Here is a 16,796-nt window from a genome sequence, read left to right as displayed (position 1 = left end):
CCGAGCCCTCCGTACGGGTGATCGTCCTTGACGCGGCGGTCCGGAGGGAGGAGCGTTGACGGCTATGAGGGGCGAGCCTAGCTGCCCGAGGTGCGCCGGTCGGGTCCGCGCCCCCGGCCTGTTCTCAGACACCTGGCAGTGCGACCGGCACGGAGCGGTGCACCCGATGCAGCCGGTGCTGCCCCCGAGTGTCGAGGCCCTCGGCGTCGCCGTCGCCCGTTCGCAGGTCCCCGTCTGGCTGCCCTGGCCGCTCCCGGTCGGCTGGCTCTACACCGGCATCGCCCACGTCGGCGACGACGTCTCGGGTGCCCGTGCCACCGCCGTCGCCTGCTCCGGCCCGGCGCCGCTCGGCGGCTTCGGCGAGCTGGTGCTGGTCGCCGAGGAGCCGGGCGTCGGGGTCGGCGCCCGGTACGCCGGGCTCCCGGGGCCGGACCCGGGCGATTCCGTCGGCCTCTACAAGCCCGCCGACGCCAAGCTGATGGCCGCCGGGCGCCCCACTCCGATGTTCCACGTCCCGGACGCCCCGGCCGACCGCGCGGTGTTCGTCGGCGAGGCCCGCGGGCTCTGGCTCTGGGCGATCGCCTGGCCCGAGCAGTCCGCGCTGGTGATGTACGACGAGCTGGTGCTCACCGACCTGCGCGAGGCCGGCGCCGAGCTCGACCTGCTGCCCTGCGGCGCCCTCTCCCCCCACCTGCTCGGCTGACCCACGCCCGGGCTCGCCCGAACGGCCTGCCCGTCGTCCGGACGGCCTGCCCCTCGCCCGACCGGCGGGCCTATCCTGGGCGGCACCCACGAGCCTCCAGGAGCCCGACCCGTGCGCATCGACCTGCACGCCCACAGCAACGCCTCCGACGGCACCGACAGCCCGGCCGAACTGGTCGCGGCGGCCGTCGCCGCGGGCCTCGACGTCGTGGCGCTCACCGACCACGACACCGTGGCGGGCCACGCCGAGGCCGCCGAGGCGGTGCACGCGCTGCCCGACGGCGCCCGGCTGACCGTCGTCCCGGGCGCGGAGCTGTCCTGCGTCGTGGACGGCATCAGCATGCACCTGCTGGCGTACCTGTTCGACCCCGAGGAGCCGGAGTTCGCGCGCGAGCGGGAGCTGGTGCGCACCGACCGGTTCCGGCGCGGGCGGGCGATCGTCGAGCGGTGCCGGGAGCTCGGCGCGGACATCAGCTGGGAGCAGGTGCAGCGGATCGCGGGAGCCGGCTCGGTCGGGCGGCCGCACATCGCCAGCGCGCTGGTCGAGGCGGGCGTGGTGGCCACCGTCTCGGACGCCTTCACCCCCGAGTGGCTGGCCAACGGCGGCCGGGCGGACGTCCGCAAGCACGAGACCGACCCGGTCGAGGCGGTCCGGCTGGTCCGGGCGGCCGGCGGGGTGCCGGTCTTCGCCCACCCGGGCGCGGTCAAGCGCGGCCGGACCGTCTCGGACGGGGTGATCGCCGGCCTCGCGGCGGCCGGGCTGGCCGCCCTGGAGGTCGACCACACGGACCACGACGAGGAGACCAGGGCCCGGCTGCGCGGCCTGGCCGGCGAGCTCGGCCTGCTGGTCACCGGCTCCAGCGACTACCACGGCACCCGCAAGACCGTCCGGCTCGGCGAGCACACCACCGACCCGGCGGTGTACGAGGCGCTGCTGGCGCAGGCCACCGGCGCGAAGCCGATCGAGCGCTGAGGGTACGCGGCGCCGCGCTCCGGCACGCCGGGCGCGGCGAGGGCGTACGGGCGCGACCCGCGCGCCCTGCTCAAGGGCCTCCTGAACGGCCGTCAGCAGCCGTCGGCCGGGCCGTCAGTCCAGCCGGACGCCTCGGCGGTCCGGGTCGCGCAGGTCGGTGCCCTGGTTCAGCCAGCGCTCCTGGAGCGCGGCCGCGCCGTGCACCCGCTTCCAGCCCGCCTCGTTGGGCGTCATCGGCAGCAGCGGCAGGAAGCGGACCGGCTCGGCCGGTTCGGCCAGTTCCAGGTCCTCGACCAGGCCGCCCGGCTCGGCGGCCAGCACCGAGGTGAAGGGCGCGCCGTCCCAGAGCGGGTTGCCGAGGTCCAGCGAGCCACCCGGGGCCACCACCAGGCCCTCGACCTGCGGCGTCGCGGCGAAGGTGGCGAGGCTGCGCAGCACGCTGTCGTGCCCGCCACGGACGGTCAGCACCAGTTCGACGCGCGGGCCGCGCACCTGGTCGGCGACCGGCGAGGTGGGGTCGGCCATCGGCGCGGCGGCCATCCCGAGCGTGGCGTACCGCACCAGGCCCTCGGCGTCGGGGCCGAAGCGCAGCACCTCGATCCGGTCGGTGCCGAGGAAGGTGACCGCGGCGCGGCCGCTCGGCTCGCCGAAGGTGGCGATCAGCCGGGCCTCGACGGCGGCCAGCACCGCCTCCCGGGAGAGCTCCGGGGAGCTGCCGCCGTGGGGATCGCCGAAGAGCGGGAAGTCGTGGGCCATGCCGGTGAGCGTAACCCGCTGGGGCGCGCGGTCCGCGTGCGGGCGGCTCGGAGGGCGGCTCGTCAAGGACCCGTAAAGCCTTGGGAACCCCTCGTCGCCGATGGCCGGTCAGATGTTAGGGTGAGCGACTGGCCACCGGGATTCTTCCGTCCCGGGGCGGCGGCGCGAGGAGGTGGTTGCGGTGGATACCGGCCGACCATGCAGTACCGGCAGCTCTGCCCGGCCCCGACTTCCCCGTACCCCGCGCCCCGCAGGCCCAACCGGCTGATTCAGCCGCGGTAGCCCCGGGCGCAGGCCCCACGGCGGACGGACCGGCCGGGAGAGCACCCTCATCCCCCTTTCACCGGTGTTCTTCGCCGTCGTACCGCGGCCGAACGTTTTTCCTTCCGCGCCGCCTTGCGACGGCTCCCTGCCCCTGGGAGCCTGCCATGTCGATGATCAACAGCCTGCGTGCTGCCGTCCGCACCAACCGCCGCCGTGGCGCGGCCGGGGTGTACGACGTCCTGCCCGAGGACGCCGCCTCGGCGGTCGTGGACTGCGCGGTCTACCAGCAGGGCCGGCGCAAGGGCGAGACCTGCAGCCCGCGCGAGGCCGCCCGCCGGGTCAAGGCCGAGCAGCAACTCCCGGACGGCACGGGCTCGTTCAGCTGGATCGGGCTGCACGAGCCGACCGAGGCGGAGTTCGAGGGGATCGCCCAGCGCTTCGGCCTGCACCCGCTCGCGGTCGAGGACGCGGTGCACGCGCACCAGCGGCCCAAGGTCGAGCGCTACGACGACGTGCTGTTCGCCGTCTTCAAGACCATCCGCTACGTCGAGCACGACCAGCTCACGCCCACCAGCGAGGTGGTGGAGACCGGCGAGCTGATGGTCTTCGCCGGACGGGACTTCGTGATCACCGTCCGGCACGGCGGCCACGGCTCGCTACAGGAGCTGCGCCACCGCCTGGAGGCCGACGCGGACGAGGCCGGGCTGCTCGCCAAGGGCCCGTCGGCGGTGCTGCACGCGATCGCCGACCACGTCGTGGACAACTACCTGCTGGTCGCCGAGCGGCTGCAGAACGACGTGGACGAGATCGAGTACGGCGTCTTCTCGGCCAAGGGCGGCCGCAGCTCCGACGTCGGACGGGTCTACCAACTCAAGCGTGAGGTCCTGGAGTTCAAGCGCGCCGTGGTGCCGCTGCTGCGCCCGATGCAGCAGCTGTCCGAGCCGCTGCAGCGGCTGGTGGACCCGGACATCCAGAAGTACTTCCGGGACGTCGCCGACCACCTGGCCCGGGTCGCCGAGCAGGTGCACGGCTTCGACGAGCTGCTGAACTCGCTGCTGCAGGCCAACCTGGCGCAGGTCTCGGTGGCGCAGAACGAGGACATGCGCAAGATCACCGCCTGGGCGGCGATCTTCGCGGTGCCCACCATGATCACCGGCGTCTACGGCATGAACTTCGAGTACATGCCCGAGCTGCACCACAAGTACGGCTACCCGACGGTGCTCGGCGCGATCGTGCTGATCTGCGTCGGGATGTACCGGGGCTTCCGCCGCAACGGCTGGCTCTGACCGCTACCTGCGCCCGCCGCGGGCGACCAGGACCAGCCCGAGCAGGATCAGCACCACCGCCGGGTAGGCGGCCGCCGGGGGCCACTGCCCCAGCCAGAGGGCGGCGATCAGCGCCGCCCCCGGGGTCTCCAGCAGGATCGCGGTGGAGGTGATCGACGGGCCGAGGTTGCGCACCACGCGGTTGCTCAGCGAGTGGCCGAGCAGCTGGGCGGCGACCATCAGCAGCACGATCTGCCACCAGACCCCGGCCGGCCACCCGGTCATCGGCGTCCCCGCGACCAGGCAGATCCCGAGCAGCACCACCGCCGTGGTGGTGTAGCAGACCAGGGTGTACGCGGTGGTGCTGACGGTCTTGCGGACCTCGGCGCCCAGCAGCACGTACCCGGCCGCGGCCAGGCCGGCGGCGAGGGCGAGCGCGTCGCCGAGCAGCGCGCGCGGGGAGAGCGAGAGGTCGACCCCGGTCAGCACCAGCACCCCGGCGAAGGCCACGATCGTGCCGAGCCAGACCGTCCGGGACGCCCGGACGCCCATCAGGCGCATCAGCAGGATGGTCCACAGCGGGGTGGTGGTGACCAGGGCGGTGGCGGAGGCCACCGAGGTCATCCGCAGGCTGGGCATCCACAGCGCGAAGTGGACGGCGAGCAGCGCCCCGGCCGCGATCGCCAGCAGCAGCGCCCGGCGGCCGATCCCGCGCAGCTCGGCGCGGTGGCGCAGCAGCGCGTACGGGCCGAGGACGCCGACCGACATGACGTTGCGCCAGAGAGCGATCGCCAGCGCGGGCGCGGCGGTGGCGCTGATCAGCGGGCCGGACAGCGAGATGCCGCCGATCGAGACGGCGAGCAGCAGCAGGTCGAGGGTGGGGAGCGGATGCGTCGGCCGCGGGTCGGCCGCGGTGGCGGACGCGGGGGCGGTGGCGGACGCGGTGGCGGACGCGGTGGCGGACGCGGTGGCGGACGCGGTGGCGGACGCGGTGGCGGACGCGGTGGCGGACGCGGGGGCGGTGGCGGACGCGGGGGCGGCCGCGGGCCGGGCGACGGGCACGGCGCTCCTCTGCTGGTGGCGATGGGTGGGGCGCTCATACGGTAAGGCCCGTGGCACGGCAATGGAACTGTCGCCCGGAGGCTGAGACATCCGCGGACGGGAACGGACGAGAAACCCGTACGCTGTCGGCCATGGACCGTACGCCCGCCGCCGCGACCGCCGACGACTTCCTCGACCAGGCCCTGCTGGAGGAGGCCGCGAAGAAGTCCGGTCTGCTCTGGGTGTGCGCGGACGGGCAGGAGCAGGCCCGGCCGCTGTGGCACGCCTGGCACGACGGCGCGGTCGTGGTGGTCGGCGAGGACGGCGAGCAGCCGCTGCACGGCCTGGCCGCCGGCGCCGGGGCCGCGATCACCGTCCGCAGCAAGGACAAGGGCGGCCGGCTGACCGGCTGGAGCGCCCGGGTGGTCGAACTCGCACCGGGCAGCGAGGCCTGGCTGGGCGCCGTCGAGGAGCTCAAGGGCAAGCGGCTGAACGCGCCCGACACCGACACCATCGCCGAGCGCTGGGCCCGCGAGTGCCGGGTGCTGCGGCTGGAGCCCGCCGGCCCGCTCACCGAGCGCCCGGGCGCGATGCCGGACGGCTCGCAGGCCGCCCAGCCGATGCCCACCCCGGCCACCACCCGCCGCCCGATCCCGGCCGGCTTGCCCAAACTGCTGTTCAAGCGCCGTTAAAGGTTCACGCCGAGGTCTCCTCGGACCGCTACCGTGCCCTCATCGGGCCGGGCCCCGCACTCGCGGGTAGATTGGCCGCGGGTGCGTCCACGTACCGCGCACGGCGTCGAGCGAGTCGAGGGAGTCCATGGCAGGGCCAGGCACCCGGGTCTTCATCTCCCATCTGTCCGCCCTCGCGGTCTTCGACCCGAACGGCGACCAGGTCGGCCGGGTCCGGGACGTCGTCGTCACACTGCGGCTCGGCGGGCGCCCACCGCGCGTGCTCGGCCTGGTGGTCGAGGTGGTCGGCCGGCGCCGGATCTTCCTGCCGATGACCCGGGTGACCAGCCTGGAGTCCGGCCAGGTGCTCACCACCGGCGTGATCAACCTGCGCCGCTTCGAGCAGCGCCCGTCCGAGACCCTGGTGCTCGCCGAGCTGCTGGACCGCACCGTCACCTGGTCCAAGACCGGCGAGGACGTCATCGTGCTGGACGTCGGCATGGTGCAGACCCGGCTGCGCGAGTGGGAGATCAGCAAGGTCTTCGTCCAGGTCGGCCGGGCCGGCCGGCTGCGCAAGGCCAAGGGCGAGCGGCTCACCCTGGACTGGCAGGACGTCACCGGCTTCGCACTGCCCGAGCAGGACCAGGGCGCCGCCAACCTGCTCGCCACCTTCGAGCAGCTGCGCCCCGCCGACCTCGCCAGCGTGATGCACCACCTGTCCGCCAAGCGCCGCGCCGAGGTGGCCGCCGCGCTGGACGACGAGCGACTGGCCGACGTCCTGGAGGAGCTGCCCGAGGACGACCAGGTCGAGATCATCGGCAAGCTCCAGGAGGAGCGCGCCGCCGACGTCCTGGAGGCGATGGACCCGGACGACGCCGCCGACCTGCTCTCCGAGCTGCCCGGCGACGAGGCCGAACGGCTGCTCCAGCTGATGGAGCCGGACGAGGCCGCGCCGGTGCGCCGCCTGCTCACGTACGAGGAGGACACCGCCGGCGGTCTGATGACCACCGAGCCGATCGTCCTGGAGCCGGACGCGACGGTCGCCGAGGCGCTGGCCCGGGTCCGGGTCAGCGACCACAAGCCCGCCCTCGCCGCGCAGGTCTTCGTCTGCCGCCCGCCGAACGAGACCCCGACCGGCCGCTACCTCGGCACCGTGCACTTCCAGCGGCTGCTGCGCGAGCCCCCGTACGTCCTGGTCGGCTCGCTGGTGGACGACGACCTGGACCCGCTGCCGCCGGACACCCCGCTGTCGCTGATCACCAGCTACCTGGCGACCTACAACCTGGTCGCCGCGCCGGTCGTGGACGAGATGGACCACCTGCTCGGCGCGGTGACCGTCGACGACGTGCTCGACCACCTGCTTCCGGACGACTGGCGCGACGCCGCGCTGCACGCCGACGACGCCCGGCACGACGAGAGGGAAGGGGTGACCGGTGGACGGTGACCGCAACGGCCGGCCGGACGACTCCGCGCGTCGACGCCTGCAGGGCGAACTTCGGCAGTTGCGCCAGCTGCGCGAACTGCGCACCCGCGAGGGCAGCCGGGAACGGCGGGTGGAGACCACCCCGATCACCGGCACCGGCCGCGCCCGGCTCGACCAGCCGCGCACCGCGCGGCCCGGCCTGCTCTCGCTGCCCACCTACGACCCGGAGGCCTTCGGCGTCCTGTCCGAGCGGATCGCCCGCTTCCTCGGCACCGGGCGGTTCATCGTCTGGATGACGGTGGTGGTCGTCGTCTGGATAGCGTGGAACACCCTGCTGCCGGCCACCGTGCGCTTCGACGAGTACCCGTTCATCTTCCTGACCCTGGCACTGTCGCTCCAGGCCTCGTACGCGGCCCCGCTGATCCTGCTGGCGCAGAACCGCCAGGACAACCGGGACCGGGTCAACATGGAGCAGGACCGCGCCCGTAGCGACCGCAACATCGCGGACACCGAGTTCCTGACCCGCGAGGTCGCGTCCCTGCGGCACGGCCTCGGCGAGGTCGCCACCAGAGACTTCATCCGCTCGGAACTGCAGTCCCTGCTCAGGGAGATCGAGGAGCGCCGGGACGCCCCCGAGCCGCTGTGACCCTCGGCACGCTACCGACGGGTTAACGGGTTCGCCGGGCGCCGTACCATCAAGGCATGGCCAACGAGACAGAGGTCGCGGCCGGCGTCACGGAGGAGTCCGTACGCCAGGCGCTGGCGACCGTCAACGACCCGGAGATCAACCGTCCGATCACCGAAATCGGCATGGTGAAATCGGTCGAGATCGCCGAGGGCGGCGCGGTGCGCGTCGCGGTCTACCTGACGGTCTCCGGCTGCCCGATGCGCGACACCATCGTCACCCGGGTCCGCGAGGCGGTCGGCAAGGTCGCCGGCGTGACCGGCGTCGAGGTCGAGCTCGACGTGATGAGCGACGAGCAGCGCAAGGAGCTCTCCCAGCTGCTGCGCGGCGGCGCCCCCGAGCGGGAGATCCCGTTCGCCAAGCCGGGCACGCTGACCCGCGTCTACGCCGTCGCCTCCGGCAAGGGCGGCGTCGGCAAGTCCTCGGTGACGGTCAACCTGGCGGCCGCGATGGCCGCGGACGGCCTGAAGGTCGCCGTCGTGGACGCCGACATCTACGGCCACAGCGTGCCGCGCATGCTGGGCGTCGAGGGCCGGCCGACCCAGGTCCAGGACATGATCATGCCGCCGCAGGCGAACGGCGTGAAGGTCATCTCGATCGGCATGTTCACCCCGGGCAACGCCCCGGTGGTCTGGCGCGGCCCGATGCTGCACCGCGCGCTCCAGCAGTTCCTCGCCGACGTGTACTGGGGCGACCTGGACGTGCTGCTGCTGGACCTGCCGCCCGGCACCGGCGACATCGCGATCTCGGTGGCCCAGCTGGTCCCCAACGCGGAGATCCTGATCGTCACCACCCCGCAGATGGCCGCCGCCGAGGTGGCCGAGCGGGCGGGCACCATCGCGGTGCAGACCCACCAGAAGATCGTCGGCGTGATCGAGAACATGTCGGGCATGCCGTGCCCGCACTGCGACGAGATGATCGACGTCTTCGGCACCGGCGGCGGCCAGACCGTCGCGGACGCGCTCACCCGCACGGTCGGCGCGACCGTCCCGGTGCTCGGCTCGATCCCGATCGACGTGCGCCTGCGCGAGGGCGGCGACGACGGCCGCCCGGTCGTGCTCGCCGCGCCCGACTCCCCGGCCGGCGCCGCCCTGCGCGCGGTGGCCGGCAAGCTCGGCGGCCGTCAGCGCGGCCTGTCCGGGATGTCGCTCGGGCTGACGCCCAAGAACAAGTTCTGAGCCGGTAGCCGGCCGAGCCGACGAAGGGGCCGGGTGGTGCCAACGGCACCGCCCGGCCCCTTCGTCGTTCATGGCCGCAGGCCCTACGGGCGGGCGTAGGCGGCCAGGTCCGCAACCGTGCAGAAGCCGACGCCGTAGGCGCTGACGCCGCGGCCGTAGGCGCCGAGCAGGATGCCGGGGGCCTCCCCGGCCAGCACCCAGCCGTACTCGGACTCGCGGTAGCGGAAGGGCTGCGGCAGGCCGTTGACCGGCAGGCTGAGGGTGGACCAGCCGGGGCCGGCCAGGTCGTCGGCGAGGTCCCAGGCGAGGCTGCTCTGCTGGTCCAGCCAGTTCTGGCGCAGCGCGCGGTCCAGCTGGCCGGGCCAGGTCGCGGCGAGCAGGCCGGAGCCGGCCAGCCAGGCGGCGGAGGAGGCGGAGGTCGCCTCCAGGGTGCCGGTGTTGTCGGCGCTGCGGCGGCTGTCGCGGCGGGCGACGGTGACCACGGCCGCGAACTTCCGCATGTCGCGCGGCTCGTACTGCTTGGCCGGCTCGTCGCCGTGGCCGAGCGAGCCGTAGTCGACGCTGCCCGTGGCGCGGGCGCCGGCGCCCGCCTGCACCAGGTAGCGCCGGCCGGTCCAGCCGTCGTCCAGGCCGTACCAGGGGAAGTCGGCGGACAGGTAGGGCACCAGCGGGTCCACCGGGCCGGCCTGTCCGCCGACCACCGGGCCGCCGGCCGTGACCGTCGCCCCTCCCGCCTGACTCGTCGCGTCCATCCCCGGGCCTCCTCAAACGCACGTGTGCCTGCCGTGGCGCGCTCCCATGGTGGCGTACCGCGGCGTTCCCGGGGGCCGTTCCTGGTCCGCGACCACGCGGAATGTGACGGACGGCTCAGCGGGAACAATCAGCACAATAGCGGCGCACACGCCGCCGCCCCGCTCAGCCGGGCGGCCGGGCGGGGCGGTGGCGTGCTGCCGGGGCGTCGGACCGGAGCGCGGGTCAGGTCGCGTCGGGGTCGAACGGGGGCCGCTCGCCGGGCGTCAGCGGGGCACCGGCGGAGGCGGGCGCCGGGGCGGACTTCTCGAAGCTGACGCTGCCGCTGCGGCCGTTCACCGGCGCCGCGGGCTTGTCGTCCAGGACGGAGCGGATGTCCAGCGAGTCCTTCATGTCCTTGAGGCCCAGCGGGTCCTCCTGGCCACCCATGAGCTGCTTGCGGACGAAGTTCTTGGGGTTGAGGTCCTCGAACTCGAAGTCCTGGAACTCGGGGCCGAGCTCGCTGCGGATGTCCTCCTTCGCGTTGTCGGCGAAGGAACGGATCTTCCGGATGAAGCCCACGGTGTCCTGGATCAGCTTCGGCAGCTTGTCCGGGCCGAAGATGATGATCGCCATCACGATCAGGGTCAGGATCTCCAGCCCGCCTACATCGCTGAACACCTTTGCTCCCTAGCTCGCCGGACGACGGTTCCTACAGGGTAATGGCCACCGGCGAGTCCCTGGCCCACGCTGCGATGAAGCCGTGGTAAAGACCTGCCGGTGGCCGAACGCGTCGGGACCCGGACGCCAGGGGCCGTCCAGGAGCGCCCTAGCGGGTCTGCTGGCGCAGCGCGGCGACGCCGCCGGGGTAGCGCTCCGGGGCGGACGGCGGGGACGCCTCACGGGTCGCGGCGACCGGGCGGCCCGGGAAGTCCACCTGAACCTGTGCGTTCATCGGGACGAGGCCGCCGCCGCGACCGGTGCCGGCGTTGCCGCCGGCCGGGCTGACGGTCGTGCCGTGGCGGTCCTCGCCCTGCGGGGAGAGCCCGCCGACGCCACCGAGCGTGACCGCCGCGACGGAGAAGGCGCCCGCGGCCGCGAAGACCAGCCGGCGCCCGCGCGCGGCGGACCGGACGGCGGCCGCGGTCGACTGCGGACGGACCGCGCGGTCCGGTCCGGCGGCGGGCTCGGGGCGGGCGGAGCGCCGGCCCATCAGCGGCCCCAGCACCGTGCCGCGCCCGAAGGCCCGCGGGTCGACGCCGGGCACCGGGGTGTCGGCGCCGAGCGCGCCCGCGCCGAAGGAGGCCCCGGCGCCGCGGCCGAAGGAACCGCCGGTGAGTCGGCTGCCGCCGAGCGTGCCGGTGGCGGCGACCCCGCCGCCGGGCAGGTCGTCGTCGTCGTGGCGCCCGCGCCCGGGCGGCCAGTCGCCGTCCGCCGGGCCGTCTTCGGGGAGGTTGCCGACGGCCATCAGCCGGGCCATCAGCGCGGAGGACGGGCCGGGCGTGCCGGTGCGGGTCAGCAGGTGCTTGACGGAGCGGCCCTCGTCGGCCTCGGCGAGGCACTGCGGGCAGGTCGCCAGGTGCGCCTGGACGCGCTCGCGCGAGTCGTGGCCGAGTTCGCCGTCCAGGAAGGCGGAGAGGCGGTCCCCGAGGTGGTGCTCCTCGGCGGCGGGTTCGGCGGGCCGTACGGGCAGCGCGTGCAGTGCCGTGTCGGCGGGCAGCGCCAGCGCGGGCAGCACGGGCTCACCGGGTTCGTCGGTACCGCGACGGCCCGGCAGGGCCCAGCCGCGCCGGGACAGGGACCGGCCGGACGGGTCCGAGCGGTCCGAGCCTGACCGGCCGGTTCCGCTCACGATCGCCTCCGTCCGCGCCCACCGGGCGCGACCGCGGCCTCGACCGCGCCGACGCCGACGCCGACCGGCACCGGCTCCTCCGAGCCACCGCGGCGCTCACGGCCGGGGGCCTGGCCGGGGGCGCGGTGCTTGAGCGCGGCGCGCAGGTGCGAGCGGCCGCGGTGGATGCGGCTGCGGACGGTGCCGAGCTTGACGCCCAGCGTGGCGGCGATCTCCTCGTACGACAGGCCCTCGATGTCGCAGAGCACCACGGCCGCGCGGAACTCCGGGGCGAGGGTGTCCAGGGCCTGCTGCACGTCGGCGTCGAAGTGCGTGTCGCTGAAGTGCTGGGCCGGGCTGGGCTCCCGGGAGGGGAGCCGCTCGGCCGCGTCCTCGCCGAGCGCGTCGAAGCGGATGCGCTGGCGGCGGCGGACCATGTCCAGGAACAGGTTGGTGGTGATCCGGTGCAGCCAGCCCTCGAACGTGCCGGGGGTGTAGGTCGACAGCGAACGGAACACCCGGACGAAGACCTCCTGGGTCAGGTCCTCGGCGTCGTGCTGATTGCCCGTCAAGCGGTAGGCGAGCCGGTAGACGCGGGCGCTGTGCGCCTCGACGATCTCCTCCCAGCTGGGCGGAGTCCAGGTCTGCGCGTCGGGGCCCTCGGTGAAGGTCGCGAGGGCGGGAGCCTCGGTGGTACCGGCGGCCGGCGTCACGGCGGCGGGCTGGTCCAGATCGGAGTGCGCAGGCTGGTTCATCACGGGCTTCGGCGTACGGGCTGACGCGGTGCCGCGGGAGTGCCGCCGCACGGGGACGTCGCCCTCGGCCACACCTCCTCGGTCGGCTCTTCTGCCCAGCAGGGCCACCACCATATCCACCTCACCCGTCAAGCCCGGATAAAAGTGCCCGGGAGGTCTCTCGTACCCGGTCCGACATGACAACGGCCCGCCGCCGTACGCGGTTCCCGGTCGGCCAGTAATCTGTGGCAGGAAATATCGACATCCCCCGGCACCGGGCCGCCACCCGGGGCTCCGAAAGAGGCAGCCATCAGCGAGTTCGGGCCCGCGCACGCGGCCCTCGCCGACACCTACGTGGGCGAGGACCCGGTGCTGACCTACGCCCGGGCGCAGTCCGCGCGAACCGGCATCCGCGCGATCGGGCCGAGCGGCGGGGCGTGCCTGCGGCTGCTGGCCGCCGCGCTGGACGCCAAGGCGGTGGCCGAGATCGGCACCGGCACCGGGGTCTCCGGGGTCTACCTGCTGCGCGGGATGCGACCGGACGGCGTGCTCACCACCGTCGACTCGGAACCGGTGCGCCAGCAGCTGGCCCGTGAGGCCTACCAGGCGGCCGGCTTCGCGGCCAACCGCTCCCGGTTCATACCGGGCCGGGCCCTGGATGTCCTGCCCAGGCTCGCCGACGGCCAGTACGACCTGGTGTTCTGCGACGGCGATCCGGCCGAGTCCCGCGAGTACCTGCTGGAGTCGCTGCGGCTGCTGCGGCCGGGCGGGATGGTCTGCTTCGAAGGGGTGTTCCAGGAGGGCCGGCTGGCAGAGCCGGAGCAACAGGACCCGCAGACCGGCGCCGTACGGGACCTGGTCCGGGACGTCCGGGAGAGCGAGGCCCTGCTGCCCGCGCTGCTGCCGGTCTCGGACGGGCTGCTCTGCGCCGTCAAACGCTAGGGCCGTGCGCCGGGGCCGTGCCGGGGGCGTCTTCGGACTGCCGTCCTCGGACTCCCCGCTAACGGACTCCCGGCTACGGGCTCCCGGCCGCGGGCCGACGCCGGGCCCGGCCGGAAAACGCGCGGACCCGGGCCGACATGACGTCGTACCCGGGCCCGGCAGTGCATCTCCAGGAGATGGCGAGCACCCGCTGCGGTCAGCCGCAGGCCTTCTTCAGGGCCTCGCCGAGGGCGTCGGCCTCGTCAGGCGTGAGCTCCACCACAAGGCGTCCGCCGCCTTCGAGCGGAACGCGCATGATGATGCCCCGCCCCTCTTTGGTGACTTCGAGCGGGCCGTCACCCGTCCGCGGCTTCATGGCCGCCATGCTCGTTCCCCTTCCTGCAACCGCTCAGCTACGCACCGGCAGTCCGTCCACCGCCGGTATCGAACGCATTGATCGGAAGCCATTATCCCGCATGCCACGGGCTGATGACCAACATCACTCTCGGTGCAACCTCGGCCGGACCGCCCCCAACCGCCGCAATTCACGTCATAAGCCCCGGCGTGGCGGCAGTGCGGGCGCCACCGGAAGGTGCGATACCTCACACTCCCCAGGCGGCCGCGTGCTCCGGCATCCTGGCACACGACACCGACACCGCGACGATCATCCAGGGAGCCCTCCCCCATGTCCGATTCCGTGCTGTACGAGCTGGACGGCGGCCTGGCCGTCATCACCATCAACCGCCCCGAGGCGATGAACGCCCTCGACGTCGCCACCAAGGTCGCGCTGCGCGACACCGTGGTCGCCGCGGCCGAGGACCCGGCGGTGCGGGCCGTACTGCTGACCGGAGCGGGCGAGCGCGCGTTCTGCGTCGGGCAGGACCTCAACGAGCACCTGACGCTGCTGAAGCGGGCCGAGGAGACCGGTGAGGGCGCGCTGCGCACCGTCGCCGAGCACTACAACCCGCTGACCCGGGCGCTGGCCGGGATGCGCAAGCCGACCGTGGCCGCGGTCGGCGGGGTGGCCGCCGGCGCGGGCGCCTCGCTCGCCTTCGCCTGCGACTTCCGGATCATGTCCGACCGGGCCGGCTTCAACACCGCCTTCGCCGGGATCGGCCTGACCGCCGACTCGGGCGCGTCCTGGACGCTGCCCCGCCTGGTCGGGCACGCCAAGGCCACCGAGCTGCTGATGCTGCCCCGGACGGTGAAGGCCGCCGAGGCGATGGAGCTGGGCCTGGCCACCAAGGTGGTGCCGGCCGAGGAACTCGCCGCCACCGCACGGGTCTTCGCCCGCGAGCTGGCCGAGGGCCCGACGGTCGCGTACGGCGCCATCAAGGAGTCGCTGGCGTACGGCGCTTCGCACTCGCTGTCCGAACTCCTCGACAAGGAGGACGAGCTGCAGACGCTGGCCGGCGAGAGCGAGGACCACCGGATCGCGGTGCGCGCCTTCATCTCCAAGGAGAAGCCGAAGTACGTGGGCCGCTAGGGCCTCGGCTCAGCCCTTCGCCCCGGTGCGGACGTGGCAGTCCGCCAGGTGGTCGTCCACCAGGCCGCAGGCCTGCATCAGGGCGTAGGCGGTGGTCGGGCCGACGAAGCGGAAGCCCGCCTTCTTCAGCGCCTTCGCCAGCGCCGTCGACTCGGGCGTGACGGCCGGCACCTCGCCCATCCGGCGGGGGGCCGGCCGGGCCGGGTCCGGGGCGAACCCCCAGATCAACGAGTCGAGACCGCCCTCCAGGTCGCGGGCGACCCGCGCGTTGGCGATCGCCGCGTCGATCTTGGCCCCGTTGCGGATGATGCCCGTGTCGGCGAGCAGCCGCTCCCGGTCGGCCTCACCGAACTCGGCGACCCTGGCGATCTCGAAGCCGGCGAAGGCGGCCCGGAAGCCCTCGCGGCGGCGCAGGATGGTCAGCCAGGACAGGCCGGATTGGAAGGCCTCCAGGCAGACCCGCTCGAACAGGGCGTCGTCGCCGTGCACCGGACGGCCCCACTCGGTGTCGTGGTAGACCCGGTAGTCGTCGGTGGAGTCCCCCCAGGCGCAGCGGCGCAGCCCGTCCGCGCCGAGCACCGCGCCGTCGACCGGCTCGGTCACTGGTCCTGCACCGGCTTCGCGCCCTCGGGGGCGTGGGCCGGCTCCGCGGCCGACGGCTTGGTGAGGGCGACGGCCGGCTCGACGACCGTGGCGAACTGCTCCAGGCCGGGCAGCGGTTCGGCCGCCGGGTCGGGGCCGTGGGTCGCCTCGACCGCGCCCCGCAGATGGGCGGCGGCCTCCAGCTCGGCGATCCGCGCGTCGCGGTAGGCGAGTTCGGCGCCGAGTCGGTCCAGGACGTCGTCCACCTCGTCCATCCGGTAGCCGCGCAGCGCCATCGGCAGGCGCAGCTCGTCCACGTCCGCCTTGCCCAGCGGCCGGTCCTGCGGGAGCCGTGCGGAGATGCGGTCAGGTACCGCCTCCGGCATCGAGCCGCCCCCGCCGAGCGCCACCAGGGCGGCGCCGCCGACCACCACGGCCATGGCGACCACGATCACCCAGAACACGAGCTGTCCTCCCGAACTCCCGGTCGGCCTTCGTCGAGGTGCCAGGGAACCAGACTGATCATGACAGCATGGTCCCTTAGTGAGGCCGGGGGCCATCATCGCACCCGCAGGAGCTCAGGAGGAGACATCGGTGGCACTGCGCCTGGGACCGCGGGAATTCGGTGACGACGAACTGGTGATCATGGCGATCGTCAACCGGACGCCGGACTCGTTCTTCGACAAGGGTGCGACCTTCGCCGACGAGGCCGCGTTCGCCGCCGCAGACCGCGCGATGGCCGAGGGCGCGGCGATCCTGGACATCGGCGGGGTCAAGGCCGGGCCGGGCGACGAGGTCACGGTCGAGGAGGAGCTGCGGCGCACCGTGCCCTTCGTGGCCGAGCTGCGCAAGCGCCACCCCGACGCGGTGATCAGCGTGGACACCTGGCGGCACGAGGTCGGCGAGGCGGTCTGCGAGGTGGGCGCGGACCTGCTGAACGACGCCTGGGGCGGAGTGGACCCGAAGCTCGCCGAGGTGGCCGCCCGCCACGACGTCGGGCTGGTCTGCACCCACGCGGGCGGCGCCGAGCCGCGCACCCGTCCGCACCGGACCGGGTACGAGGACGTGATGGCGGACATCCTGCGGGTGACCGTGGGGCTGGCCGAGCGCGCGGTGGAGCTGGGCGTGCGGCGGGACGCGGTGATCATCGACCCGGGCCACGACTTCGGCAAGAACACCCGGCACTCGCTGGAGGCCACCCGGCGGCTGCCCGAGATGACCGCGACCGGCTTCCCGGTGCTGGTCTCGCTCTCCAACAAGGACTTCGTCGGCGAGACCCTGGACCGGCCGGTGAACGAGCGGCTGCTGGGCACCCTGGCGACCACGGCGGTCTCGGCCTGGCTGGGCGCGCGGATCTACCGCGTGCACCAGGTCGCGGAGACCCGCCAGGTGCTGGACATGGTCGCCTCGATCCGGGGCACCCGCCCCCCGGCGGTCGCCCGCCGGGGGCTGGCCTAGGCCCAATGCCGGTGATTTAAGGTCCTGCCCGGTCCGGCGATCGTGACGATGGCCGGAGCGGGTGGTGGCCAGTCGCGGTGTTCGGCCCGTTTGAGGG

At 74.0% G+C, this 16,796-nt stretch carries 19 protein-coding genes; 10 read left to right on the top strand and 9 right to left on the bottom strand.

Annotation, left to right across the window (positions count from 1 at the left end; translation table 11 throughout):
* The first annotated feature begins 64 nt into the window (after positions 1-64).
* Complete coding sequence (locus ACZ52J_RS10415; protein ID WP_360499991.1) at positions 65-703, top strand: DUF6758 family protein; 639 nt, start codon at positions 65-67, stop codon at positions 701-703.
* Positions 704-814: 111 nt separating this feature from the next.
* Positions 815-1,675, top strand: coding sequence for a PHP domain-containing protein (locus tag ACZ52J_RS10410; protein ID WP_360499990.1), 861 nt, complete (start codon positions 815-817; stop codon positions 1,673-1,675).
* Positions 1,676-1,789: 114 nt separating this feature from the next.
* On the opposite strand, the gene ACZ52J_RS10405 is transcribed toward ACZ52J_RS10410, so the two are convergent.
* The gene (locus ACZ52J_RS10405; RefSeq protein ID WP_360499988.1) at positions 1,790-2,431 is read right to left on the bottom strand and encodes a suppressor of fused domain protein; all 642 of its coding nucleotides are present in this window, start codon (positions 2,429-2,431) and stop codon (positions 1,790-1,792) included.
* Between the two features lie 428 nt (positions 2,432-2,859).
* Here ACZ52J_RS10405 and corA point away from each other — a divergent pair, with 428 nt between their 5' ends.
* Entirely contained in the window at positions 2,860-3,981 is a 1,122-nt protein-coding gene (gene corA / locus ACZ52J_RS10400; protein WP_465617452.1) for a magnesium/cobalt transporter CorA, read from the top strand.
* Between the two features lie 3 nt (positions 3,982-3,984).
* On the opposite strand, the gene ACZ52J_RS10395 is transcribed toward corA, so the two are convergent.
* Positions 3,985-5,022: a DMT family transporter gene (locus ACZ52J_RS10395; RefSeq protein ID WP_465617450.1), complete on the bottom strand. Its 1,038-nt coding sequence runs from the start codon at positions 5,020-5,022 to the stop codon at positions 3,985-3,987.
* A 131-nt stretch (positions 5,023-5,153) separates the two neighbouring features.
* Here ACZ52J_RS10395 and ACZ52J_RS10390 point away from each other — a divergent pair, with 131 nt between their 5' ends.
* From ACZ52J_RS10390 to ACZ52J_RS10375, 4 genes are all read left to right on the top strand, one after another.
* Positions 5,154-5,693, top strand: a complete 540-nt coding sequence (locus ACZ52J_RS10390; RefSeq protein ID WP_465617448.1) for a hypothetical protein — start codon at positions 5,154-5,156, stop codon at positions 5,691-5,693.
* A gap of 127 nt (positions 5,694-5,820) precedes the next feature.
* A complete protein-coding gene (locus tag ACZ52J_RS10385) occupies positions 5,821-7,116 on the top strand; it encodes a magnesium transporter MgtE N-terminal domain-containing protein (RefSeq protein WP_465617446.1) in 1,296 nt (431 codons plus the stop codon).
* A gap of 37 nt (positions 7,117-7,153) precedes the next feature.
* Positions 7,154-7,741, top strand: coding sequence for a DUF1003 domain-containing protein (locus tag ACZ52J_RS10380; protein ID WP_396287773.1), 588 nt, complete (start codon positions 7,154-7,156; stop codon positions 7,739-7,741).
* A gap of 56 nt (positions 7,742-7,797) precedes the next feature.
* Entirely contained in the window at positions 7,798-8,958 is a 1,161-nt protein-coding gene (locus ACZ52J_RS10375; protein WP_360499978.1) for an Mrp/NBP35 family ATP-binding protein, read from the top strand.
* A gap of 83 nt (positions 8,959-9,041) precedes the next feature.
* Here ACZ52J_RS10375 and ACZ52J_RS10370 read toward each other — a convergent pair whose 3' ends face one another.
* The 4 genes from ACZ52J_RS10370 to sigE all read right to left on the bottom strand — a co-directional run bounded on the left by ACZ52J_RS10370 (position 9,042) and on the right by sigE (position 12,387).
* A complete protein-coding gene (locus ACZ52J_RS10370; RefSeq protein WP_465617443.1) occupies positions 9,042-9,710 on the bottom strand; it encodes a hypothetical protein in 669 nt (222 codons plus the stop codon).
* A 223-nt stretch (positions 9,711-9,933) separates the two neighbouring features.
* Positions 9,934-10,368 carry a sec-independent translocase gene (locus ACZ52J_RS10365; protein ID WP_360499974.1) on the bottom strand — a complete coding sequence of 145 codons (435 nt, stop codon included), beginning with the start codon at positions 10,366-10,368 and terminating at the stop codon, positions 9,934-9,936.
* Positions 10,369-10,516: 148 nt separating this feature from the next.
* Complete coding sequence (locus ACZ52J_RS10360; RefSeq protein ID WP_465617441.1) at positions 10,517-11,539, bottom strand: zf-HC2 domain-containing protein; 1,023 nt, start codon at positions 11,537-11,539, stop codon at positions 10,517-10,519.
* Complete coding sequence (sigE, locus tag ACZ52J_RS10355) at positions 11,536-12,387, bottom strand: RNA polymerase sigma factor SigE (protein WP_465617768.1); 852 nt, start codon at positions 12,385-12,387, stop codon at positions 11,536-11,538. The genes ACZ52J_RS10360 and sigE overlap by 4 nt, the downstream gene beginning before the upstream one ends.
* 174 nt (positions 12,388-12,561) lie before the next feature.
* Here sigE and ACZ52J_RS10350 point away from each other — a divergent pair, with 174 nt between their 5' ends.
* Positions 12,562-13,194, top strand: a complete 633-nt coding sequence (locus ACZ52J_RS10350; protein WP_360500090.1) for an O-methyltransferase — start codon at positions 12,562-12,564, stop codon at positions 13,192-13,194.
* 196 nt (positions 13,195-13,390) lie between these two features.
* On the opposite strand, the gene ACZ52J_RS10345 is transcribed toward ACZ52J_RS10350, so the two are convergent.
* A complete protein-coding gene (locus ACZ52J_RS10345) occupies positions 13,391-13,558 on the bottom strand; it encodes a DUF3117 domain-containing protein (protein WP_014137929.1) in 168 nt (55 codons plus the stop codon).
* 300 nt (positions 13,559-13,858) lie between these two features.
* On the opposite strand from ACZ52J_RS10345, the gene ACZ52J_RS10340 reads away from it, so the two are divergent.
* Positions 13,859-14,659: an enoyl-CoA hydratase-related protein gene (locus ACZ52J_RS10340; RefSeq protein ID WP_465617439.1), complete on the top strand. Its 801-nt coding sequence runs from the start codon at positions 13,859-13,861 to the stop codon at positions 14,657-14,659.
* A 9-nt stretch (positions 14,660-14,668) separates the two neighbouring features.
* On the opposite strand, the gene ACZ52J_RS10335 is transcribed toward ACZ52J_RS10340, so the two are convergent.
* A complete protein-coding gene (locus ACZ52J_RS10335; RefSeq protein ID WP_360499968.1) occupies positions 14,669-15,262 on the bottom strand; it encodes a DNA-3-methyladenine glycosylase I in 594 nt (197 codons plus the stop codon).
* Positions 15,259-15,705: a DivIVA domain-containing protein gene (locus ACZ52J_RS10330; RefSeq protein WP_465617436.1), complete on the bottom strand. Its 447-nt coding sequence runs from the start codon at positions 15,703-15,705 to the stop codon at positions 15,259-15,261. The genes ACZ52J_RS10335 and ACZ52J_RS10330 overlap by 4 nt, the downstream gene beginning before the upstream one ends.
* 181 nt (positions 15,706-15,886) lie before the next feature.
* Between ACZ52J_RS10330 and folP the strand changes: the two genes are divergently transcribed.
* Positions 15,887-16,699, top strand: a complete 813-nt coding sequence (gene folP / locus ACZ52J_RS10325) for a dihydropteroate synthase (protein ID WP_360500087.1) — start codon at positions 15,887-15,889, stop codon at positions 16,697-16,699.
* Positions 16,700-16,796 lie beyond the last annotated feature (97 nt).

It is taken from the genome of Kitasatospora sp. NPDC034035 (genome assembly GCF_055575755.1).
This window is presented reverse-complemented; position numbering and strand designations above follow the sequence as displayed.